The organism is Enterobacter sp. KBR-315C3_2022 (assembly GCF_041399425.1).
Taxonomy (GTDB): domain Bacteria; phylum Pseudomonadota; class Gammaproteobacteria; order Enterobacterales; family Enterobacteriaceae; genus Enterobacter.
In genome coordinates this window covers 100,745-123,278 of sequence record NZ_JBGKEB010000009.1, presented here as the reverse complement: position 1 = coordinate 123,278, position 22,534 = coordinate 100,745, and the positions used below count along the sequence as shown (strand labels likewise).

At 58.4% G+C, this 22,534-nt stretch carries 21 protein-coding genes and 1 other RNA gene; 13 read left to right on the top strand and 9 right to left on the bottom strand.

The window, feature by feature from the left end:
* Positions 1 to 63: 63 nt before the first annotated feature.
* From ydiK to AB8804_RS11850, 5 genes are all read left to right on the top strand, one after another.
* Positions 64 to 1,179 (top strand): AI-2E family transporter YdiK, encoded by a 1,116-nt coding sequence (ydiK, locus tag AB8804_RS11870; RefSeq protein ID WP_371186280.1) that lies wholly within the window; start codon positions 64 to 66, stop codon positions 1,177 to 1,179.
* A 201-nt stretch (positions 1,180 to 1,380) separates the two neighbouring features.
* Positions 1,381 to 1,488, top strand: an RNA gene (gene rprA, locus AB8804_RS11865) — antisense sRNA RprA.
* A gap of 146 nt (positions 1,489 to 1,634) precedes the next feature.
* Positions 1,635 to 2,189 (top strand): type IV secretion protein Rhs, encoded by a 555-nt coding sequence (locus tag AB8804_RS11860; protein WP_371186278.1) that lies wholly within the window; start codon positions 1,635 to 1,637, stop codon positions 2,187 to 2,189.
* Positions 2,186 to 2,530, top strand: a complete 345-nt coding sequence (locus tag AB8804_RS11855; RefSeq protein WP_371186276.1) for a putative T6SS immunity periplasmic lipoprotein — start codon at positions 2,186 to 2,188, stop codon at positions 2,528 to 2,530. The genes AB8804_RS11860 and AB8804_RS11855 overlap by 4 nt, the downstream gene beginning before the upstream one ends.
* Before the next feature lie 4 nt (positions 2,531 to 2,534).
* Complete coding sequence (locus AB8804_RS11850) at positions 2,535 to 3,020, top strand: Hcp family type VI secretion system effector (protein WP_371186274.1); 486 nt, start codon at positions 2,535 to 2,537, stop codon at positions 3,018 to 3,020.
* An 88-nt stretch (positions 3,021 to 3,108) separates the two neighbouring features.
* Here AB8804_RS11850 and ppsA read toward each other — a convergent pair whose 3' ends face one another.
* Complete coding sequence (gene ppsA / locus AB8804_RS11845; protein ID WP_371186272.1) at positions 3,109 to 5,487, bottom strand: phosphoenolpyruvate synthase; 2,379 nt, start codon at positions 5,485 to 5,487, stop codon at positions 3,109 to 3,111.
* Between the two features lie 335 nt (positions 5,488 to 5,822).
* On the opposite strand from ppsA, the gene AB8804_RS11840 reads away from it, so the two are divergent.
* The 8 genes from AB8804_RS11840 to AB8804_RS11805 all read left to right on the top strand — a co-directional run bounded on the left by AB8804_RS11840 (position 5,823) and on the right by AB8804_RS11805 (position 14,375).
* Positions 5,823 to 6,656: a pyruvate, water dikinase regulatory protein gene (locus AB8804_RS11840; RefSeq protein WP_371186270.1), complete on the top strand. Its 834-nt coding sequence runs from the start codon at positions 5,823 to 5,825 to the stop codon at positions 6,654 to 6,656.
* Between the two features lie 152 nt (positions 6,657 to 6,808).
* The gene (gene aroH / locus AB8804_RS11835; RefSeq protein ID WP_371186268.1) at positions 6,809 to 7,855 is read left to right on the top strand and encodes a 3-deoxy-7-phosphoheptulonate synthase AroH; all 1,047 of its coding nucleotides are present in this window, start codon (positions 6,809 to 6,811) and stop codon (positions 7,853 to 7,855) included.
* A 611-nt stretch (positions 7,856 to 8,466) separates the two neighbouring features.
* The gene (gene hemP, locus AB8804_RS11830) at positions 8,467 to 8,655 is read left to right on the top strand and encodes a hemin uptake protein HemP (RefSeq protein WP_371186266.1); all 189 of its coding nucleotides are present in this window, start codon (positions 8,467 to 8,469) and stop codon (positions 8,653 to 8,655) included.
* A 76-nt stretch (positions 8,656 to 8,731) separates the two neighbouring features.
* Entirely contained in the window at positions 8,732 to 10,717 is a 1,986-nt protein-coding gene (locus AB8804_RS11825) for a TonB-dependent hemoglobin/transferrin/lactoferrin family receptor (RefSeq protein ID WP_371186264.1), read from the top strand.
* Positions 10,718 to 10,764: 47 nt separating this feature from the next.
* The gene (gene chuS, locus AB8804_RS11820; protein ID WP_371186262.1) at positions 10,765 to 11,793 is read left to right on the top strand and encodes a hematinate-forming heme oxygenase ChuS; all 1,029 of its coding nucleotides are present in this window, start codon (positions 10,765 to 10,767) and stop codon (positions 11,791 to 11,793) included.
* Positions 11,790 to 12,611 (top strand): hemin ABC transporter substrate-binding protein, encoded by an 822-nt coding sequence (locus tag AB8804_RS11815; protein WP_371186260.1) that lies wholly within the window; start codon positions 11,790 to 11,792, stop codon positions 12,609 to 12,611. The genes chuS and AB8804_RS11815 overlap by 4 nt, the downstream gene beginning before the upstream one ends.
* Complete coding sequence (locus tag AB8804_RS11810) at positions 12,611 to 13,603, top strand: FecCD family ABC transporter permease (RefSeq protein WP_371186258.1); 993 nt, start codon at positions 12,611 to 12,613, stop codon at positions 13,601 to 13,603. Before AB8804_RS11815 ends, AB8804_RS11810 begins: the two co-directional genes overlap by 1 nt.
* The gene (locus tag AB8804_RS11805; RefSeq protein ID WP_371186256.1) at positions 13,596 to 14,375 is read left to right on the top strand and encodes a heme ABC transporter ATP-binding protein; all 780 of its coding nucleotides are present in this window, start codon (positions 13,596 to 13,598) and stop codon (positions 14,373 to 14,375) included. The genes AB8804_RS11810 and AB8804_RS11805 overlap by 8 nt, the downstream gene beginning before the upstream one ends.
* Here the strand turns inward: AB8804_RS11805 and selO are convergent.
* From selO to pheT, 8 genes are all read right to left on the bottom strand, one after another.
* Positions 14,372 to 15,814, bottom strand: coding sequence for a protein adenylyltransferase SelO (gene selO, locus AB8804_RS11800; protein ID WP_371186253.1), 1,443 nt, complete (start codon positions 15,812 to 15,814; stop codon positions 14,372 to 14,374). The two genes, AB8804_RS11805 and selO, sit on opposite strands and share 4 nt — an antisense overlap.
* Positions 15,815 to 15,875: 61 nt before the next feature.
* Positions 15,876 to 16,589 (bottom strand): EAL domain-containing protein, encoded by a 714-nt coding sequence (locus tag AB8804_RS11795; RefSeq protein ID WP_371186251.1) that lies wholly within the window; start codon positions 16,587 to 16,589, stop codon positions 15,876 to 15,878.
* Between the two features lie 292 nt (positions 16,590 to 16,881).
* Complete coding sequence (locus AB8804_RS11790; RefSeq protein ID WP_371186249.1) at positions 16,882 to 17,346, bottom strand: NlpC/P60 family protein; 465 nt, start codon at positions 17,344 to 17,346, stop codon at positions 16,882 to 16,884.
* Between the two features lie 74 nt (positions 17,347 to 17,420).
* Positions 17,421 to 18,176: a vitamin B12 ABC transporter ATP-binding protein BtuD gene (gene btuD, locus AB8804_RS11785; RefSeq protein WP_371186246.1), complete on the bottom strand. Its 756-nt coding sequence runs from the start codon at positions 18,174 to 18,176 to the stop codon at positions 17,421 to 17,423.
* Entirely contained in the window at positions 18,176 to 18,727 is a 552-nt protein-coding gene (locus tag AB8804_RS11780) for a glutathione peroxidase (RefSeq protein WP_371186244.1), read from the bottom strand. Before AB8804_RS11780 ends, btuD begins: the two co-directional genes overlap by 1 nt.
* Positions 18,728 to 18,757: 30 nt before the next feature.
* Positions 18,758 to 19,738 carry a vitamin B12 ABC transporter permease BtuC gene (gene btuC, locus AB8804_RS11775; RefSeq protein ID WP_371186242.1) on the bottom strand — a complete coding sequence of 327 codons (981 nt, stop codon included), beginning with the start codon at positions 19,736 to 19,738 and terminating at the stop codon, positions 18,758 to 18,760.
* A 103-nt stretch (positions 19,739 to 19,841) separates the two neighbouring features.
* Positions 19,842 to 20,141 carry an integration host factor subunit alpha gene (gene ihfA, locus AB8804_RS11770; RefSeq protein WP_003857805.1) on the bottom strand — a complete coding sequence of 100 codons (300 nt, stop codon included), beginning with the start codon at positions 20,139 to 20,141 and terminating at the stop codon, positions 19,842 to 19,844.
* 4 nt (positions 20,142 to 20,145) lie between these two features.
* Positions 20,146 to 22,533, bottom strand: coding sequence for a phenylalanine--tRNA ligase subunit beta (pheT, locus tag AB8804_RS11765; protein WP_371186238.1), 2,388 nt, complete (start codon positions 22,531 to 22,533; stop codon positions 20,146 to 20,148).
* Between the last annotated feature and the right edge of the window lies 1 nt (position 22,534).

Genomic DNA, 22,534 nt, shown 5'->3' with positions numbered 1-22,534 from the left:
TGAGAGATAAGTGGCTCTGGTTTCCGCCAGCCGTTCTGGCGTTTATTAAGGAAAGATGCTTTTATGGTCAATCTTCGTCAGCCCAGGGACGTTGCGCAGATATTGCTGTCGGTGCTGTTTCTGGCCCTCATGATTATTGCATGTCTGTGGATTGTTCAGCCTTTTATTCTCGGATTCGCGTGGGCGGGCACGGTGGTGGTGGCCACATGGCCGCTGTTGCTCCGCCTGCAGAAGCTGCTCTTTGGTCGCCGCGGCCCTGCGGTGCTGGTCATGACGCTGCTGCTGTTCCTGCTCTTTATTATCCCTATCGCCCTGCTGATCAACAGCCTCGTTGACTCCAGCGGCCCGGTAATTCGCGCGGTCACCAGCGGCGATCTGACGCTGCCGGATCTGGCCTGGCTTAACGGCATCCCGGTCATTGGCGCCAAGCTTTACAGCGGCTGGCACAGCCTGCTGGAGATGGGCGGCAGCGCGATCATGGCAAAAGTGCGGCCATACATTGGCACTACCACCACCTGGTTTGTCGGCCAGGCGGCGCACATTGGGCGCTTTATGATGCACTGTGCGCTGATGCTGGTCTTTAGCGCCCTGCTGTACTGGCGCGGCGAGCGGGTGGCACTGGGCGTTCGCCACTTTGCCAGCCGTCTTGCGGGCCAGCGCGGCGACGCGGCCGTTCTGCTGGCCGCGCAGGCCGTTCGCGCCGTCGCGCTCGGCGTGGTGGTAACCGCGCTGGCGCAGGCCGTGCTGGGCGGAATTGGCCTGGCGATCTCCGGCGTGCCTTATGCGACCGTCTTTACCGTCATCATGCTGATGACCTGCCTGGCGCAGCTGGGGCCGCTGCTGGTGCTGGTTCCGTGCATCATCTGGCTGTACTGGACGGGGGATACAACGTGGGGAACGGTGCTGCTGGTCTGGAGCTGCGTTGTCGGCACGATGGATAACGTGATTCGCCCGATACTGATCCGCATGGGTGCCGACCTGCCGCTGATCCTCATCCTCTCCGGCGTTATCGGCGGGCTGATTGCCTTCGGCATGATTGGCCTGTTTATCGGCCCGGTACTGCTGGCCGTGACCTGGCGCCTGTTCTCGGCGTGGGTGCACGAAGTGCCGCCTCCGGGGACGGAACCTGACGTCATTCTTAGCGAGCTGGAAGCGCTGGAAGACCAGAACAAACAATAAGCGTTTTGCCGGGTGGGCGTGCTCGCCCGGCTATTTCACCCAAAATACATAAGCCTCGCTAAACAATATATTCTCTCACCACTGGTCCGACCCGCTATTTCAGCCACATAATCACACATGCACGCCATAAATCTTTACGTCTCTTTAACTATTGAGACGAATCTGATCGACGCAAAAAGTTGAGATGCCTACTATTAGTACACGGTTATAAATCAACATCTTGATTTATAAGCATGGAAATCCCCTGAGTGAAACAACGAATTGCTGTGTGTAGTCTTTGCCCATCTCCCACGATGGGCTTTTTTTTATTTAAAAATCGCCTATCGGCTGCTTCTCATTCCTTTTAACGAACCCTGTAATCATTAAAACCTGGCATATACCCTCATCCCATTCACCAACTAAATCATTGATTTAAATGAATTTGGTGTTATGGTTTTTTCACAAAAGGAGGGGGTATGTATCACAAACCTGTCAGGTTCGATCCCATAAAGCCGGGGGGATTACGCCTTTTAACACTGGGTGAAATTAACCTCGCCAGTTCGCTCTTTGATTTCAGCATTCACTACAGTCAGGTATGGATCCACAGAGGAAGCTACCTTCCTCTGAACCTGCAGGACAATCTCACCGCTATGACGCCAAACGGAGAAGTCTGGTTTCAGGAAGGTATTTATGAAGACGATTTTTCGATGCCGCTGCGAGACAGGGTGGGACAACAGCATTTGTTTCTTCATGAAATGATGCATGTGTGGCAGAAACAAAGGGGTATGTGGGTTAAAGCCAGGGGTACTTTCTCATGGGCCGCCGACTATTCATACTGCTTAGATAAGTGCTGTCTCGCTGATTACTCAATGGAACAGCAGGCCTGTATCGTAAGCGATTACTGGTTATTAAAGACCTATGGTTTTTATCAAAACCGTTATTTGATTAAGCTTAAAGACTATAACCCTTCCCTGCATGACGGTACTTTATTGGATGACTACAGGCGAGTGTTAGGAAATTTCCCATCATGAAGAGAAGTTTATCATTAGTAATACTCTTACTTACCGGTTGCCCTATGGGTGAATATTTAGGTGCCGGGGCATGGAGGCCTATTTATATAAACGGCAGCAACATCTGCTTTACTGTAAAAAAAGATGATGAATTACGTCGTTATTCGCTGGCCGAAAACGGGCGCAACTACAAGAAGCTGATTGGAGAAGAAGGGGTTAGTTTATTTTATCCCAATACCTGTTTCACTCTTCGCCTTGAGAAAGGCGTTATTTATGCTGCCACCTATACGATCGAGAATACTCATTACGCATACTCTTTTATTATTGACAATGAAGGGAATACGGTAGACTTAAGGAGATAGTGCAATGTCCCTACCCGCTTATATGTTTTTATATGACGAAAATGGAATGTTAGTGAGTGGCGCATGCTCAACACCAGGCAGGCTGGGGGGCGTCGAAATTATGAGTAGTAGTTTTGGTGTTGCCCAACCTGTAGATAGCCACACGGGAAGTATGACAGGGACTCGACAGCATCACCCTCTCGTTCTCCATAAGTACATTGATAAAATAAGCCCGTACCTAGCCGCATGCGTATGTGAAGGTCGCAGACTGCAAAAAGCCGTCATTAGATTCTACGAAATTAACGATGCCGGAATTGAACGCGAACTTTACCGAATCACTCTTGAAGGCGTTGTTATTATGAGCGTAAACGCGAACCACAGCTACATTCCAGGCTCTCACTCAGCCAATATGCTTGAAACAGTGTCCATCCGTTTCAGAGGCATCGAGTGGCTCTATCTGGATGGCGTAATCAAATATAGTGATTCCTGGCTTAGAAAACAGGAACAGTAAAACATTAAACATGCGATACGATTTCCTAGAAAAATGAAAAGGGGGAGAGCCTGCGCCCATCCCCCTTCAATTGGATAATTATTTAACGTTACTTATTCAGCTCTGCCAGGCTCAGCCAGGTTTGCACCACGGTGTCCGGGTTCAGGGAGAGGCTATCGATGCCCTCTTCCATCAGCCAGGCGGCAAAGTCTTCGTGGTCAGACGGACCCTGACCGCAAATCCCGACGTATTTCCCCTGCTTCTTCGCCGCGCGAATAGCCATTGAGAGCAGCGCCTTCACCGCCTCGTTGCGCTCGTCGAACAGCTCGGAGACCACGCCGGAGTCGCGGTCCAGGCCCAGCGCCAGCTGCGTCATGTCGTTGGAGCCGATAGAGAAGCCGTCGAAGTGCTCAAGGAACTGGTCCGCCAGCAGGGCGTTGGACGGGATTTCGCACATCATGATGATCTTCAGCCCGTTCTCGCCGCGCTTAAGCCCCTGACGCGCCAGCTCGTCAACCACCGCTTTCGCCTGATCCACGGTACGCACGAACGGCACCATGATTTCAACGTTGGTCAGCCCCATGTCGTTGCGCACGCGCTTCACCGCCTCGCACTCCAGCGCGAAGCAGTCGCGGAAGCTGTCGGACACGTAGCGTCCGGCGCCGCGGAAGCCCAGCATCGGGTTCTCTTCTTCCGGCTCGTAGCGCTCGCCGCCGATCAGGTTTGCGTATTCGTTAGACTTAAAGTCCGACAGGCGCACGATAACGCGTTTCGGGTAGAACGCCGCGCCCAGCGTCGCAATTCCCTCCGTCAGGCGACCGACGTAGAACTCTTTCGGCGAGTCGTGGCCCTTCATCATCTCGCGGATTTCGTTCTGCAGCGCGGCGTCCTGGTCGTCAAACTCCAGCAGCGCGCGCGGGTGAACGCCAATCATGCGGTTGATGATGAACTCCAGACGCGCCAGCCCAACGCCCTCGTTCGGCAGGCAGGCAAAGTCAAACGCGCGATCCGGGTTGCCGACGTTCATCATGATCTTCAGCGGCAGGTCCGGCATGGTATCGACGCTGGAGCTTTTCACGCTGAAGTCGAGAATATCGGCATACACGTAGCCGGTGTCGCCTTCCGCGCAGGAGACGGTCACCTTCTCATCGTCCTTCATGCGCTCGGTCGCATCGCCGCAGCCAACCACCGCCGGAATGCCCAGCTCGCGGGCGATGATCGCCGCGTGGCAGGTACGCCCGCCGCGGTTGGTGACGATAGCGGCCGCCTTCTTCATGATCGGTTCCCAGTCCGGGTCGGTCATGTCGGTCACCAGCACGTCGCCCGGCTGGATGCGGTTCATTTCGCTGATATCGTGGATCACTTTCACCGGGCCCGCGCCGATGCGGTGGCCGATTGCGCGGCCTTCGGCAACGATTTTACCCTGCGCGTGCAGCGTATAGCGCTCCATCACCTGCCCGCGCGAGCGAACGGTTTCCGGGCGCGCCTGCACGATGAACAGCTTGCCGGTGTGGCCGTCTTTCGCCCATTCGATGTCCATCGGACGGCCGTAGTGTTTCTCAATCTGCACCGCCTGCTTCGCCAGCTCTTCCACCTCGGCGTCGGTCAGCGAGAAGCGGTCGCGCTGCTCCTGCGGCACGTCTTCAATCTTCACCTGCTTGCCATGCTCCTGGGTCGGGGCATAGATCATGCGGATTTTTTTCGAGCCCATGGTGCGGCGAACTACCGCCGGTCGGCTAGCCGCAAGCGTTGGCTTGTGAACGTAAAATTCGTCAGGGTTTACCGCGCCCTGCACCACCATTTCGCCCAGCCCCCACGCGGAGGTGATAAACACCACCTGGTCGAAGCCGGATTCGGTATCAATCGAGAACATCACGCCGGAGGAGCCCACGTCGGAGCGCACCATGCGCTGCACGCCCGCAGAAAGCGCGACGCCGCGGTGATCATAGCCCTGGTGCACGCGATAGGAGATGGCGCGGTCGTTGAACAGGGAAGCAAACACGTGCTTCACCGCCACCAGCACCGCGTCGTAGCCCTGAACGTTGAGGAACGTTTCCTGCTGACCGGCGAAGGAGGCGTCCGGCATGTCTTCCGCAGTGGCGGAAGAACGCACGGCAAACGAGGCCTGCGCGTCGTCCGCGGAGAGCTGGTTGTAAGCATCGTGAATGGCTTTTTCCAGTTCCGGCTGGAAAGGTGTGTCGATAATCCACTGGCGGATTTGCGACCCGGCTTTGGCAAGCGCGGTGACGTCATCAATATCCGTTTTATCCAGCAGGTCGTAAATGCGCTGGTTTACGCCGCTCTGGTCTAAAAACAGGTTAAACGCATCGGCAGTTGTGGCAAACCCGTTCGGTACGGAAACGCCCATACCCGACAGATTTGTAATCATTTCACCCAGGGAGGCATTTTTGCCCCCAACTCTGTCTACATCATTCATGCCGAGTTGGTTATACCAAAGCACCAGCGGTGACGAGCCATTGTTGGACATCGAAACAATCCTTTTGTGATATTTGATCGGAGTAAGAAACACCTGACTACGTATTTATACTGGCATATTTATTTCCGCTAAAAAAACGGTGAATCGTGTAAGCAATTTAAATTTTCAACTTTTCGGACAGATTCCCATCACCCGCTAACCCGATGATTCCTATAGATTCGGGCAAAAACCACAAAAATAAAGCCGCTATTCGAAAAATGAAATCCACTTTTCAGGAAAATCAAAAACACCGTTTCACTTATAATTATGAGAAGTTCCTTGCTGTCGAAATTACTTTTTTAATTTATGCTTTCAGGCAATTAGGTACGCTATTCAGGGTGAATAAAATGGATAATGCTGTCGATCGCCACGTTTTTTATATTTCTGATGGTACGGCGATCACCGCCGAAGTGCTGGGGCACGCGGTGATGTCGCAGTTTCCGGTTTCGATTAACAGCATCACGCTGCCGTTCGTGGAAAATGAGAGCCGCGCCCGGGCCGTAAAGGACCAGATCGACGCCATCTTTCAGCAGACCGGCGTGCGCCCGCTGGTCTTCTACTCCATTGTTATTCCCGAAATTCGCGACATCATTCTGCAAAGTGAAGGCTTTTGTCAGGATATCGTGCAGGCGCTGGTCGCTCCGCTTCAGAGCGAGCTGAAGCTCGACCCGACGCCGATTGCGCACCGAACCCACGGTCTGAACCCCGGCAACCTGATTAAGTACGACGCCCGCATCGCCGCCATTGACTACACCCTGGCCCACGATGACGGCATTTCAATGCGCAACCTCGATCAGGCGCAGGTGATTTTGCTCGGCGTCTCGCGCTGCGGAAAAACCCCCACCAGCCTCTACCTGGCGATGCAGTTTGGCATCCGCGCGGCCAATTACCCCTTTATTGCTGACGACATGGATAACCTCGTTCTGCCCGCCGCGCTTAAGCCGCTGCAGCACAAGCTTTTTGGCCTGACCATCAACCCGGAGCGGCTGGCCGCCATCCGCGAAGAGCGGCGCGAGAACAGCCGCTATGCCTCCATGCGCCAGTGCCGAATGGAAGTGTCAGAAGTCGAGGCGCTGTACCGCAAGAACCAGATCCCGTGGCTGAACAGCACCAACTATTCCGTGGAAGAAATTGCCACCAAAATCCTCGACATCATGGGGCTGAATCGCCGCATGTACTAATATGCTAGTACATTAATTACATTTCAGGTATCATGATGCGCATCGTCGGGGCACGTTCGCCCCGAACTTGAAATCAGCAGGGATTGGTTTAATGTGATGCCCATCACTTCCCGGTAGTCTGCCGATGAAGCAAAAAATTTCTGAGATATCCCATGAATAAAACCGACGAACTCCGCACGGCGCGCATTGATAGCCTGGTCACACCGGCCGAACTGGCGCAGCGGCACCCCGTATCCACTGAGGTGGCGGAACACGTGACGGCCTCCCGCCGCCGCATTGAAAAAATCCTCAACGGCGAAGACAAGCGTCTTCTGGTCGTCATCGGGCCCTGCTCCATCCACGATCTGGATGCGGCAATGGACTACGCGAAACGCCTTCAGGGCCTGAGCGAAAAGCACCAGGATCGCCTTGAGATCGTTATGCGCACCTATTTTGAAAAGCCGCGCACCGTCGTGGGCTGGAAAGGGCTGATTTCCGATCCAGACCTCAACGGCAGCTACCGCGTGAATCACGGCATTGAGCTGGCGCGCAAGCTGCTGCTGCAGGTTAACGAGCTGGGCGTTCCAACCGCCACCGAGTTCCTGGATATGGTGACCGGACAGTTTATCGCCGATCTCATCAGCTGGGGCGCGATTGGCGCACGCACCACCGAAAGCCAGATCCACCGCGAGATGGCCTCGGCCCTCTCCTGCCCGGTCGGCTTTAAAAACGGCACCGACGGCAATACGCGCATTGCGGTGGACGCCATTCGCGCGGCGCGCGCAAGCCACATGTTCCTCTCCCCGGACAAGAGCGGGCAGATGACCATTTACCAGACCAGCGGCAACCCGTACGGCCATATCATCATGCGCGGCGGCAAAAAGCCTAACTACCACGCGGACGATATCGCCGCCGCGTGCGAAACGCTGGCGGAGTTCGACCTGCCGGAACATCTGGTGGTGGATTTCAGCCACGGCAACTGCCAGAAGCAGCACCGCCGCCAGCTGGACGTGTGCGATGAGATCTGTCAGCAGATCCGCAGCGGCTCCACCGCCGTCGCGGGCATCATGGCAGAGAGCTTTATCAAAGAAGGCACGCAGAAAATCGCGGCCGGGCAGCAGATGGTTTACGGCCAGTCCATTACCGATCCGTGCCTGAGCTGGGAAGACAGCGAGCTGCTGGTGGAAAAACTGGCGGCTGCGGTCGAAACGCGCTTCTGACATCCAGCCCTTCTCCCTCTCCCTGTGGGCTGAGGGATCCCCACAAATTGCAGCCTGGCACAGAATACTCCCTCTCCATTCAGGGAGAGGGCAGGGGTGAGGGGGAGCATGCGACTCAGGTGGTTGTTCCGTTCACCTTAAGTTCTGCACTTCTCTGTCTGCAGCGTCACCCGTGAACGTGTGAAGGGGGCTCGCCGCCGCCCCCTTCACAATCCCGGCTCCCGGCAAAGAAAATCGCCGCTTCGCGGTACCTTCGGCTTATTCCCTTCGGCTATCGGGTCGGGCGTGATCCTACATCCATGTAGGTCACGCCCTCTCGGCGCATCCGTGCGCCTCGCCCCGGCCTACGGTCAACGCCTTAGCGATTTTCAGCCGGACCAGGGGACCGCTGTAAGTGTTTTATTATCCAGTAATTTTTTCATTGCTTTAAGAGCAAGAAAATTACTGGGGAACCCTCAGCCCTGTGGGAAAGGCTCGGGGTAAGGGCATCAGACCGCCCCTCACCCCCAAATTTGATCCCGTCACACTTTTTTCACAAAAACGCTTGCCGTGATTTTGCAGTTTATTGATAATGATTATCATTGTTACATTGATTGTTATTTATAAACATTATGTCACCTTCGGATAACGCCGCGGCTACAGCGAAAAAAAATCACACAGCGCCTTCCCCCGCTCCCGACGATCGTCGTATCGACAGCAAAACGCTGCTGGGAGAGGCCGGAAGGGTGATCATCGAGCATGACGGCCAGCACTACCTGCTCCGCCAGACCCATGCCGGAAAACTGATCCTCACAAAATAAGCTAAATAAAAACCACGCCAGCCACCCAGGTGATCCCCAGGCAGCCAGCGCTTTCGATTCTTAATGGAGAGTTGCTATGCCACACCTGCATTCCGCGTCTTTGCGCCCTTCACTTCTGGCGCTGGCGATTGTCAGCACCCTGCCGGGCGTCGCGTTTGCTGCCGCAGATGATATTACCGTTACCGCCACGGGCAACGCCCGCAGCGCCTTTGAAGCGCCGATGATGGTCAGCGTCATTGACGCCACCGCGCCCGAAAACCAGACCGCCAGCTCTGCCGCCGACCTGCTGCGCAAGGTGCCGGGCCTGACGCTGGACGGCACCGGGCGCACCAACGGTCAGGACGTTAACCTGCGCGGCTACGACCGCCGCGGCGTGCTGGTACTGGTCGACGGCGTGCGCCAGGGCACCGACACCGGGCACCTTAACAGCACCTTCCTCGATCCGGCCCTGATCAAGCGTATTGAAGTGGTGCGCGGTCCGTCCGCGCTGCTGTACGGCAGCGGCGCGCTGGGCGGCGTGATCGCCTACGATACCGCCGATGCGAAAGATCTGCTGGAGCCAGGTAAAAACAGCGGCTACCGCGTGTTTGGCACCGGCGCAACCGGGGATCATAGCCTCGGCATGGGTGCCAGCGCCTACGGCCGCACCGATACGCTCGACGGGCTGCTGTCCTGGTCGAGCCGCGACCGCGGCGATCTCCGCCAGAGCAACGGGACAACGGCGCCAAACGATGAATCCATTAACAACATGCTGGCGAAAGGCAGCTGGAAAATCGACCCGGCCCAGACGCTGAGCGGCTCCCTGCGCTACTACAATAACGACGCCCAGGAACCGAAAAACCCGCAAACCCCGGACGCCAGCGCCAGCAGCAACCCGATGACCGACCGATCCACCATCCAGCGCGACGCGCAGCTTGGCTACAGCATCGCGCCGGAAGGGAACGACTGGCTGAACGCGGACGTGAAGGTCTACTGGTCGGAAGCGCGCATCAATGCGCAAAACGTTGACGGCACGGGCGAATTTCGCAAGCAGACCACCAAAGGCGGCAAGGTGGAAAACCGCACCCGCCTGTTCAGCGACTCCTTCGCCTCGCACCTGCTGACCTACGGCGGAGAGTATTACCGTCAGGAGCAGCATCCGGGCGGCGCAACCACCGGCTTCCCGGACGCCAAAATCGATTTCAGCTCCGGCTGGCTGCAGGATGAAATCACCCTGCGCGACCTGCCGGTCACCCTGCTCGGCGGCACCCGCTACGACAGCTACCGCGGCAGCAGCCAGGGCTATGACGACGTGGATGCGGACAAATGGTCCTCCCGCGCCGGGTTAACCGTCAGCCCTACCGACTGGCTGATGCTGTTCGGCTCGTACGCGCAGGCGTTCCGCGCGCCGACGATGGGCGAAATGTATAACGACTCAAAGCACTTCTCCATCGGCAGCTTCTACACTAACTACTGGGTACCGAACCCTAACCTGCGCCCAGAAACCAATAAAACGCAGGAGTTCGGGATGGGCCTGCGCTTTGACAACCTGCTGCTGGCAAACGATGCCCTAGAGTTCAAGGCGAGCTATTTCGATACCAGGGCTAAAGACTACATCTCCACCGCCGTCGATTTTGCCGCCGCGACCACCACGTCCTACAACGTTCCTGACGCCAAAATCTGGGGCTGGGACGTGATGACCAAATATTCGACGGACCTGTTCAACCTGGACGTGGCCTACAACCGCACGCGCGGGAAAGACACCAATACCGGCGAGTACATCTCCAGCATCAACCCGGACACCGTGACCAGCAAGCTGGATATTCCCGTGGCGCAAAGCGGCTTCTCCGTGGGCTGGGTCGGGACGTTCGCCGACCGCTCCACGCACGTTAGCAGCAGCTACAGCAACCAGCCCGGCTACGCGGTGAATGATTTTTACGTCAGCTATAAGGGCCAGGCGCAGCTGAAAGGCGTGACCACCACGCTGGTGCTGGGCAACGCCTTCGATAAAGCGTACTGGTCACCGCAGGGCATCCCGCAGGACGGGCGCAACGGCAAGATTTTTGTAAGCTATCAGTGGTAATCCCCTCGCCCCGCCGCGCCGGGGCGCATATTGATAAGGAAGAGACAATGCATCACTACACACGCTGGCTTGAGCTAAAAGAGGAAAACCCGGGCAAATACGCGCGGGATATCGCAGGCATGATGAATATCAGCGAGGCGGAGCTGACCTTTGCCCGCGTCGGCCAAGACGCCTGGCGTCTTCATGGCGATATCCGCGACGTTCTGGGCGCGCTGGAAGCCGTGGGCGAAACCAAGTGCATCTGCCGCAACGAATACGCGGTTCACGAGCAGGTGGGCGCGTTTACAAACCAGCACCTTAGCGGCCACGCCGGGCTGGTGCTCAACCCGCGCGCGCTGGATCTGCGCCTGTTCCTCAACCAGTGGGCGAGCGCGTTCCACATCAGCGAAACCACGGCGCGCGGCGAGCGTCAGAGCATTCAGTTTTTCGACCACCAGGGCGATGCGCTGCTCAAGGTCTACACCACGGATAACACCGATGTTTCCGCCTGGGCCAACGTGCTGACCCGCTTTATCGTTGCCGATAACCCGCCGCTCGCGCTGAAGCCAGCAGACGCTCCCGCCCACGCTGAAAACGCCGAGGCCGTCACCGTGGATAAAGAGTGGCGCGCCATGACCGACGTGCACCAGTTCTTCAGCCTGCTGAAGCGCCATAACCTCAGCCGCCAGCAGGCGTTTCGCCTCGTGGGCGACGATCTCGCCTGTCAGGTTGAGAACACCGCGCTGGCGCAGCTGCTGGACACCGCGCGCCAGGACGGCAACGAGATCATGGTCTTCGTGGGCAACCGCGGCTGCGTGCAGATCTTTACCGGCGTGGTTGAAAAAGTGGTGCCGATGAAGGGCTGGCTGAATATTTTCAACCCTGCCTTCACCCTGCACCTGCTGGAAGAAACAATCGCGGAGACCTGGGTCACGCGTAAGCCAACCGCGGACGGGCACGTCACCAGCCTCGAGCTGTTCGCGGCAGACGGCACGCAAATTGCCCAGCTGTACGGCCAGCGTACCGAAGGCGAGCCGGAGCAGGCCCGCTGGCGCAGCCAGATTGACGCCCTCACCTCCACGGGGCTTGCCGCATGAAAACGTGGCTGGCCCTGCTCGGCGCCCTGCCGCTGATGGCGCTGGCCTCCGCGCAGGAACGAATGGTGACGCTCGGGGGAGACGTCACCGAGATCGTCTACGCCCTTGATGCGCAATCGTATCTGGTAGGCCGCGACAGCACCAGCCAGTGGCCGCAGGCGGCGAACGCGCTGCCGGACGTCGGCTATTTGCGCCAGCTTAACGCGGAAGGGATCCTCTCTCTTCGCCCGACGCTGGTGCTGGCGAGCGCGCAGGCGCAGCCCTCTCTGGCGCTAAAGCAGGCCGAGCAGAGCGGCGTGAAGGTGGTTACCGTTCCCGGCAGCAACGCGCTGAGCGCGATAGATGAAAAGGTGCGGGTCATCGCCGAAGCAACCCATCGCGAAGCGCAGGGGGAAACCCTGCGCAAAACGCTGCGCGACGCGCTGGCGGCGCTGCCCGCGACCCCGCTCAACAAGCGGGTGCTGTTTATCCTCAGCCACGGCGGAATGACCGCCATGGCCGCGGGGCAGCAGACCGGCGCGGACGCGGCCATTCGCGCGGCCGGGCTGCAAAACGCCATGCAGGGCTTTAACCGCTATCAGCCGCTGTCGCAGGAAGGTGTCATCGCCAGCCGCCCGGATCTGGTGGTGATTTCTCAGGACGGCGTGAAGGCGCTGGGTGGTGAAGAGAGCCTGTGGGCGCTGCCAGGACTGGCGCACACCCCGGCGGGCCGCAACCGGCAGGTGCTGGAAATTGACGACATGGCCCTGCTGGGCTTTAGCGTGCGCACGCCGAAGGCCATTCAGGCCCTGCGCGCCAAAGCGGAGCAACTGCCCTGATGACCCGGCGCACCGCGTTTTCGCTGTGGGCGCTTGCCGCGCTGCTGGCGGGCATGACGCTCGCGGCGACCGGCTTTGGCGCGCTGCGCCTCCCGCTCAGCCTGCTGTGGAGCCACGGCGATGAGGCGCTCCGCCAGATCTGGCTAACCATCCGCCTGCCCCGCGTGCTGCTGGCGCTGGTCATCGGCGGATCGCTGGCCCTCGCGGGCTGCGTGATGCAGGGGCTGTTTCGTAACCCGCTGGCCGACCCCGGCCTGCTTGGGATCAGCAGCGGCGCGGCGCTGGCCGTGGCCCTGTGGGTGGTACTCCCGCTCTCCCTGCCGGCGCTGGTCATGCTCTACGCGCCCATGCTCGCCGCGTCTCTTGGCGCGCTGGCGGCAACGATCGTGATATTTATCTTAAGCCAGCAGCGCGACGGCTCGCTCTCGCGCCTGCTGCTGGTGGGGATTGCGATAAACGCCCTGTGCGGCGCGGCGGTTGGCGTGCTGTCGTGGCTTAGCAATGACGCCCAGCTGCGCCAGCTTTCACTCTGGGGCATGGGCAGCCTCGGCCAGGCGCAGTGGTCAACGCTGCTGGCCGTTGCCTCACTGATGATCCCAACGGTGCTGGTTATCTGGCGGATGGCCGGGGCGCTCAACCTGCTTCAGCTGGGTGAGGAAGAGGCGCATTACCTGGGGGTAGACGTTGCCGTCGTTCAGCGCGTGCTGCTGCTGTGCAGCGCGCTGCTGGTGGCCGCCGCCGTTGCCGTTAGCGGCGTAATCGGCTTTGTCGGCCTGGTGGTGCCGCACCTGATGCGCATGTGGCTTGGCGCGGATCATCGCGCGACAATTCCCGGCGCGGTGCTCGCGGGGGCGTTGCTGCTGCTGATCGCGGACACGATCGCCCGCACGCTGGTCGCACCGGCGGAGATGCCGGTCGGCCTGCTGACCAGCCTTCTCGGCGCGCCGTGGTTCCTGTGGCTTATTTTTCGTCGTGGAGGCCAGCATGGCTGAACGGTACTGCGCGGATAACATCACGTTTGCCCGGTCGGGCCGCGTGCTGATCGATAACGTTTCTCTCACGCTTTCTCCCGGCGAAATGGTCGCGCTGATTGGGCCAAACGGTGCGGGGAAATCCACCCTGCTTCGCCTGCTGACGGGCTATCTGACGCCAACCGGCGGCGCGTGCGCCCTGGCAAATAAGCCGCTGAGCGAGTGGTCGCCTGAAACGCTTTCGCGCTACCGGGCGGTAATGCGCCAGCACGCGCAGCTCGGCTTTGACTGGCCCGTCGAGGCCGTAATTGGCATGGGGCGGGCGCCGTGGAGCAGCCGCCCCGAGCCGTCGATCGTGGATGAGGTGATGCGCCTGACCGGCTGTTCACCGCTGGCGGGAAGGCAGTACAACGCCCTTTCCGGCGGCGAGCAGCAGCGCGTCCAGCTCGCCCGCGCGCTGGCGCAGCTCTGGCATCGCGGCGCGCCGCGCGGCTGGCTGTTTCTTGACGAGCCCACGTCGGCGCTGGATCTCTACCACCAGCAGCATCTGCTGCGCCTGTTAAAATCGCTGACCCGCCAGGAGCAATTGCACGTCTGCGTCGTGCTGCACGATCTTAACCTCGCCGCGCTGTGGGCCGACCGCATCCTGCTGCTGCACGAGGGCCGGATGGTGTCGCAGGGCACGCCGGAGCAGGTTCTGCAAGCCGACGCGCTGGCGCGCTGGTATGGCGCCCAGGTCCACGTCGGATTGCATCCTTCCCACGCCGTGCCGCAGGTTTTTCTCTCGCCCTAGCTTGAGCAGCTCACTTCCAGCCGCTTGCCCCAGTCCGGCGGGCGGCTGGCGTAATCGTCATCGCGATCCGCGAACGGCGTGCGCAACGCCGCGTGCAGGCGATGAAGCTCGTCGTACTCGCCCTTTTCCGCCTGTTCAATCGCGCGCTGCGCCAGCCAGTTGCGCAGCACCATCGCCGGATTGACCGCCTTCATGTTTGCCTGCCGCACATCGTCATCAACCTGTTCCTGCTGAAGGCGCGCGCGGTAAAGGGCAAACCAGTCGTCAAACGCCTGCCGGTCGATAAACTCGTCGCGCAGCGGGGACGCCGCGTCGCGCTGCGCCGTTTCGCTCAGCATGCGGAAGGTGCGCGTGTAGTCGCTGCCCTCGCGGGCCATCAGCGAGAACAGGCCGTTCAGAATGTCGTTATCGCCCTTCTCCTGCGTCGCCAGGCCAAGCTTAGCGCGCATCAGCAGGCCATATTCACGCAGCAAAACCTCCTGATAGCCGTCGAGCGCGTCGTTTAGCGCCTCTACGTCAATAAACGGCGACAGGGTTTGCGCCAGGCGCTGGAGGTTCCACAGCCCGACAGCTGGCTGGTTGTCAAAGCTGTAGCGCCCCTGATAGTCGGAGTGGTTACAGATGTAGCCCGGCTGGTAATCATCCAGAAAGCCAAACGGGCCGTAGTCGAAGGTCAGCCCCAGCAGGGACATGTTATCGGTATTCATCACGCCGTGGGCAAAGCCCACGCTTTGCCAGCGGGCAATCATCGACGCGGTGCGGGCGACGATATCCCGGAACCAGAGAACATAGGGGTTGTCTTCTGTAAGCAGATGCGGCCAGTGGCGGCGGATGGCGTAATCGGCAAGCTGGCGCACTTTTTCCGGCTCGCGGCGATAGTAGAAGTGCTCGAAATGGCCGAACCGAAGATGGCTTTCCGCCACGCGCATCAGCATGGCGCCCTGCTCGACGGTTTCGCGGTAGACCGGCGTATTGCTGGTCACTATCGACAGCGCGCGCGAGGTGGGTATACCCAGGGCATGCATCGCCTCTGACGCCAGCGCCTCCCTGATCGTGGAGCGCAGTACCGCGCGGCCATCGCCCATCCGCGAGTACGGCGTCAGGCCAGCGCCTTTCAGGTGCCAGTCTACGGCGCTGCCGTCGGCGAGCTGCTGTTCACCCAGCAGTATGCCGCGACCATCGCCCAGCTGGCCAGCCCAGACGCCAAACTGGTGTCCGCTGTAGACCTGTGCCAAAGGCTGCATGCCGGGGAGCAGCGTTTCGCCTCCCCATACGCCCGCCCCCTGCGAGGGTTCAAATAACGTGGCGGGAATGGCGAGCGCATCCGCCAGCGCGGCGTTATGCCAGATGAGGCGAGCGTTCTGTAAGGGTGTTGGTTTTAGCGCGGTGTAAAAGCCGGGCAGTTCGTCATGCCAGCGTGCAGTAAAAGACAGGGTCATAGGTCCTCCTGCTTTTAGTGTAGAGGGTTTACCTGCACTTAAACACGGGCGAAAAGGAGGGTTATCCCTGAACGAGCGTCGTCACGCGTTCTGCCGTGACGGCAGGCCAAAGGTTGCCCTGCATGGCAAAGAAGTTAAACGGCAGAACCTGCTGCAGCAGGGCGTGGTCGTCAATACCGGATACCATCACCGACTGACAGTGCGGCGTAATTTGCCAAAAAATCGCGCGCATAAAAGGTTCGAAAGAGAGTTCCGAGGCGCGCTGTTGAATAAAACCTTTATCAACAATCACGCGTTTAAACAATCCATCAAAAACGGCTTTAAGAGATGCGCCACCGGCACCGAAGTTTGCCAGCACCAGCGGAAAATGGATTACCATCCTTGCCAGATTAAGATCGTCTTTCCCGCTATTTAAACCTGGATAGTTCTCATTAACAGTTAACTCAAGAAACGGATAGCGATTCAATAAAGAAACCGCATTATCGTCAGTTAATAAGTACTCAACAATTGCAGGTGTAATATTTATCCAGGCAATTAACTGCTGCTGAATAAAGAACAGCTGGCAGTTTTCAATCAATTGCAGTTTTTCCTGAAAAAGCGCTAACTCTTCTTCAGGAGAAAGGTGCGGGAGTACCAGCTCGGTGGGGATCCTTACGTCCGTGCCCACGCCAGTAAAGTTTGCCGAAACGTCTAAACCTTTAAGCTCACCTACACTATTGCGCGCAGGTAGCAAAAAAAGTTCAGACTGATAAGCATTATCTAGCGTGATAATCATCGCGCTCGCCCCGCATTAAAGATGAGAGAGGACATCCTGGAGCAATTGCCGACACAATTCCACTGTATTGATTTTAATAAGATTAATTTCATCAGTTCCGTATTAATTTTCAGATTTATCCCTGAACCTAAAATAATCTTATCCTGGAAACAGCCTAATAGCTAGTTTTAGATAAAACAGAGATATAGCGGCATAACTAATTCATCACAAATTTAACTTTAATCATGTTTTGATGAACCTGGCAGAGATTATTCATACCAGGTCATCGGAATATTCGCAAGTGCGTATTGTGTTAAATACGTCTCGCCTGCCAAAAGTTTTTACGCCAGTACACATTATCTAACGACGAGCGCATCACCCCACGACTGGTTGACGCGTGAATGAACTGGTTGTCTGTATCATATATCCCAACGTGGAGACCGCTCTCGCCCGCCCCCGTTTTGAAAAAGACCAGATCGCCGGGCAGCAGTTCGTCTTTATCAATCTCCGTGCCGATCTCGGCCTGGCTGCGCGTTTCTCGCGGCAGCTGCAGATCGAATTTATCCCGGAAGGTCATCAGCACGAACCCGGAACAGTCCACGCCGCCACGGCTCATTCCACCATAGCGATACGGCGTGCCGCGCCAGTTGCTTAGCTGATCGTTCAGGCTGGCGATCACCGTGATTGAATCCGACAGGCGCGGATTAGGCGGGGGCGCGCGATGACTACTGCACCCCGCAAGAATTAGCGCTGCCACAAGGAGAAACCAGAATCGCATTTTCAGACGAATCCTCTGCTTTTTTTGTTCTTTCCGTAATTTAGCGTGCAATTGTCCAGCCGCGCAAGAAACGGTTACTCGTGCGCGGTGGAAATCAGCATCCTGTGCCCTTCTATATCCAGGCGGCGGAACGGCATGTGATACGCGCGCGCCAGATTCGGCGGCGTCAACACGCTATCCCGCGTCCCGCTGGCAATCATTTTCCCGCGCGCCAGCAGCCAGACCCGGTGCGCGTGGCGCAGGGTGTGGTTCAGGTCGTGGCTGCTCATCACGACGGCAATGCCCTGAGCAGAAAGCGTACTCAGCAGCGCGTCCAGCGCGGCCTGCTGGGCAACGTCCAGCCCGCTCATCGGCTCATCGAGCAGCAGCAGCCTCCCCTGCGGATTCCCCGCCGGGTGGATCTGCAGCACCACCGCCGCCAGCCGCACGCGCTGCCACTCTCCTCCTGAGAGCTGGCTGGCATGCCGGTCCAGCTTGTCTTCCAGCCCAAGGGCGGTCGCCACCTCGGCGAGCAGCGCGGTGCGGGTTTTGTCGTGCAGATGCAGCGTCAGGTAGTGCCAGACGGGCATGGCAAAGGGAGGCATCTGCTGCTGGACTAAGTAGCTTCGCCGCTGCGCCAGAGCGGCCGCTGGCCAGTCGCTGAGCGAACGGTCAAGCAGCGTTATCGCCCCTTCGCCCGCGCTCAGCCCCGCCATCCGCGACAGCAGCGTGCTTTTACCCGCGCCGTTAGGCCCGACAAGATGCAGGATTTCGCCTGCATTCAGGGATGCGGTTAAAGGCTCCAGACGTCCCTTCTCAGCGACGTCCGTGAGCTGCATCAGCGGCGTCATTATTTCGCCAGCGCCAGCTTGATAGACTCCATCACGATCGGATCTTCAGGGGTCATGTCCGGGGAGAAGCGCTGGACAACCTGACCGTCGCGGCCGATGAGGAACTTCTCGAAGTTCCACAGAATATCGTCGGGATAGAGCGGCGCGCGGCCTTTGCTTGCCATACGCTCGTAGAAACCGCTGCCTTCTGGCGCAACGGCGGTCGGCGCGGCGGCAACCAGCTTCGCGTACAGCGGATGGCGATCTTCACCGTTGACGTCGATTTTGCTGAACATCGGGAACGTCACGCCGTAGGTGGTGCTGCAAAACGTTTTGATCTCCTCGTCGCTGCCCGGCTCCTGGCCCAGGAACTGGTTGCAAGGGAAGCCCAGCACGGTGAAACCGTCTTTATCCCAGGCCTTTTGAATGTTCTCCAGCTGCTCGTACTGCGGCGTCAGGCCGCATTTGGACGCCACGTTGACGATAAGCAGCACGTTGCCTTTATAGCCTTCCAGCGTGGTCTTCTCACCATCAATGGTGGTCACTTCGGTATTCAAAATATCAGACTGCATAGCATTCCCTCAGGTTGTCTTATGGGGGGTTTAACGCCCGGCCTTTAATAATAGCCAGATAAACACCGGCGCGCCCAGCGTCGCGGTGACAACGCCGATGGGCAGTTCTGCCGCGGTTAGCGCGAGCCGGGCGATGATATCGGCAAACAGAAGCGCGGCCGCTCCGGCAACAGCGGACGCAGGAAGTAAAGCGCGATGATCGGTGATACCGCACAGCCGCAGCATGTGGGGGATCACCAGCCCGATAAAGCCAATCGCCCCCGCCAGCGCCACGCTAACGCCCACCATCCAGCCGATGGCAATCACCAGCACGTTGCGCCAGAGGCCAAGCGCCATGCCAAGCTGCCTTGCCGAGGTTTCACCCAGCGCGAGAAGATTCAGCGGCCGGGACTGGCAGCATGCCCACAGCACTGCCGGGACAAGCAGCACCATGAGCCAGCCCTGCTGCCAGTCAACGCCGCCGAAGCCGCCCATCATCCAGTACATCAGCTGGCGCAGATCAAAGGAGGTGGAAAAATAGACCGCCCAGGTCATCAGCGCGCTGCAGATAATGCCCAGCGCCACGCCCGCGAGCAGCAGCCTGCTGGTTGAGAGATGGCGTCTGGCGAACCGCAGCAGGATGAGCGTGATGAGCAGAGCGCCGAGGATCGCGCTCAGGCTCACTTCCCAGAGCGAAAGCGCCCCGCCGCCCAGCATCACTGCCGCAATCAGCCCAACGCCCGCACCGTTAGAGACGCCCAGCAGCCCCGGCTCCGCCAGCGGGTTTTCGAACAGCGCCTGCATCATCGTGCCGCTGACCGCCAGCGCGGCGCCAACCAGAATTACGGCCAGAGTGCGCGGCAGGCGGATTTGCCAGACGAAGAGCTGGCCGTCCGGGCTCAGCCAGCTTTCTGGCCCCAGCCAGCGATCGCCGGCGCACAGGCTGACCGTGACGGCGACGATGAGCAGCACCGCAAGCGCAATCAGGCTACGGCGATCGGAACGGTGCTGACGACGGGCGAAATCAAGCATAGGTAGTGTGTTTTCAGGATGAGATGTAATTGATTTTACGGTGAATTTGTTAACTCGCGCAAAGAAAAAAGGCCGCGACTGCGGCCTTTTTGGTTAGCTCATATTACTCTGCTTTGGGCGTTGCGTTCTCGACGCGGCTCTTTAACTTCTGGCCGGGTCTGAAGGTCACCACGCGGCGGGCTGTAATGGGAATATCTTCCCCCGTCTTCGGGTTACGACCCGGACGTTGGTTTTTGTCTCGCAAATCAAAATTACCAAAACCGGAGAGTTTTACCTGCTCACCATTTTCCAGAGCACGACGGATCTCTTCGAAAAACAGCTCTACCAGCTCTTTGGCATCCCGTTTGCTAAGCCCAAGCTTATCAAACAGATATTCTGACATTTCAGCTTTTGTAAGCGCCATAGGTTCAATCCCTCAATGATGCCTGGAATCGCTCTTTTAATGCCTCTACACATTTGGCGACGGTAGCGGCAATCTCCTCTTCTTCGAGTGTACGGCTGGTATCCTGAAGGATAAGGCTAATAGCAAGACTCTTGAAACCTTCTGCTACGCCCTTGCCGCGGTACACGTCAAATAAGTTTACGCCAACTACCTGATTTACGCCAACTTTCTTACATTCGGCCAAAATATCTGCTGCGGGAACGTTTTCCGCCACGACAACGGCAATATCACGGCGGTTGGCCGGGAAGCGAGAGACATCCTGTGCCTGAGGAATCACGCGGTCTGCAACCGGGCTCCACTCCAGCTCGAACACGATGGTACGGCCGTTCAGGTCGAATTTGCGCTCCAGCTCAGGGTGCACAACGCCAATGAAACCAACGCGTTTGCCTTCTAAATAGATAGCTGCGCTTTGGCCAGGATGCAAGGCTGGAATCGCTTCTGCACGAAATTCAATTTCAGACAATTTACCGGTCAGATCGAGGATGGCTTCCAGATCGCCCTTCATATCGTAGAAATCAACGGTGCCTTTTGCCTGGTCCCAGTGCTCTTCGTAGCGGTTGCCGCTAATGGCCCCTGCCAACATAAGATCCTGACGGATGCCTAAATTTGCCTGATTATCCGGCACAAAGCGTAAACCGCTCTCGAAAATGCGCACGCGGTTTTGCTGACGATTCTGGTTATAGACGATAGTCCCCAGCAGGCCGGTCCACAGGGACAGGCGCATCGCCGACATTTCGCTGGAAATTGGGCTTGGCAGGATTAACGCCTCTTCCCCCGGGTGGACCAGCTGCTGCAGCTTAGGATCGACGAAGCTGTAGGTGATCACTTCCTGGTAGCCTTTGTCGTTCAGCATGGTTTTCACACGCTTCAGGGACAGATCGGCTTCGCGATGGGTACCCATCACCAGCCCAGCCTGTACCGGCTCGTCAGGAATGTTGTTGTAGCCATACACGCGGGCCACTTCTTCCACCAGATCTTCTTCAATCTCCATGTCGAAACGCCAGGACGGTGCAACGGCCTTCCACTCGTCCTGACCTTCAGTCACTTCGCAGCCCAGACGGCGCAGAATGTCGGTGACCTGCGCATCGGCAACGTGGTGGCCAATCAGACGATCCAGCTTGCTGCGGCGCAGCGTAATGGTTGCGCGCTTAGGCAGCGTGGCGTCATTCGTCACGTCGATAACCGGACCGACTTCACCGCCGCAGATATCAATCAGCAGGCGGGTCGCACGCTCCATCGCCTTGTGCTGCAGCGCCGGATCAACGCCGCGCTCGTAGCGGTGAGAGGCGTCGGTGTGCAGGCCGTGGCGGCGCGCGCGACCGGTGATGGAGAGCGGGCTGAAGAACGCGCACTCCAGCAGCACGTTCTGGGTTTCATCATTCACGCCAGAGTGCTCACCGCCGAAGATACCGCCCATCGCCAGCGCTTTGTTATGGTCAGCAATGACCAGCGTATCCGCGCTCAGCTTCGCTTCGCTGCCGTCCAGCAGAACCAGGGTTTCCCCCTCTTTCGCCATGCGCACAACGATCCCGCCTTCGATACGATCTTTATCGAACGCGTGCATTGGCTGGCCCAGCTCCAGCAGAACGTAGTTGGTTACGTCAACCACGGCGTCGATGGAACGAATACCGCAGCGACGCAGCTTCTCTTTCATCCACAGCGGCGTTGGCGCCTTAACGTTGATGCCTTTTACCACGCGGCCCAGGTAGCGCGGGCAGGCGTCTGCGGCTTCAACCTTGATAGGCAGCGTATCGGTGATGGTTGCCTCAACCGCCACGATGTCCGGCGCGTTGAGTTCGGTCTGGTTTAGCACGGCCACGTCGCGCGCAACGCCGATAATACCCAGGCAGTCAGCACGGTTCGGCGTGACGCTGATTTCGATGGTGTTGTCATCAAGCTTCAGGTATTCGCGGATGTCAGTGCCGATAGGCGCATCCAGCGGCAGCTCAATAATGCCGTTGTGGTCGTCGGAAATGCCCAGCTCGGAGAATGAGCACAGCATCCCTTCGGACGGCTCACCGCGCAGCTTTGCAGCTTTAATTTTGAAATCGCCCGGCAGCACCGCGCCCACGGTTGCCACGGCCACTTTCAGCCCCTGGCGGCAGTTTGGCGCACCGCAGACGATATCCAGCAGGCGATCGCCACCCACGTTCACTTTTGTGACGCGCAGCTTGTCGGCGTTAGGATGCTGGCCGCACTCCACGACTTCACCGACAACCACACCGGTGAACGCGCCGGAAACCGGCTCAACGCCGTCCACTTCCAGACCCGCCATCGTGATTTGATTGGAAAGCGCTTCGCTGTCGAGGGTGGTGTTCACCCATTCGCGTAACCACAGTTCACTGAATTTCATT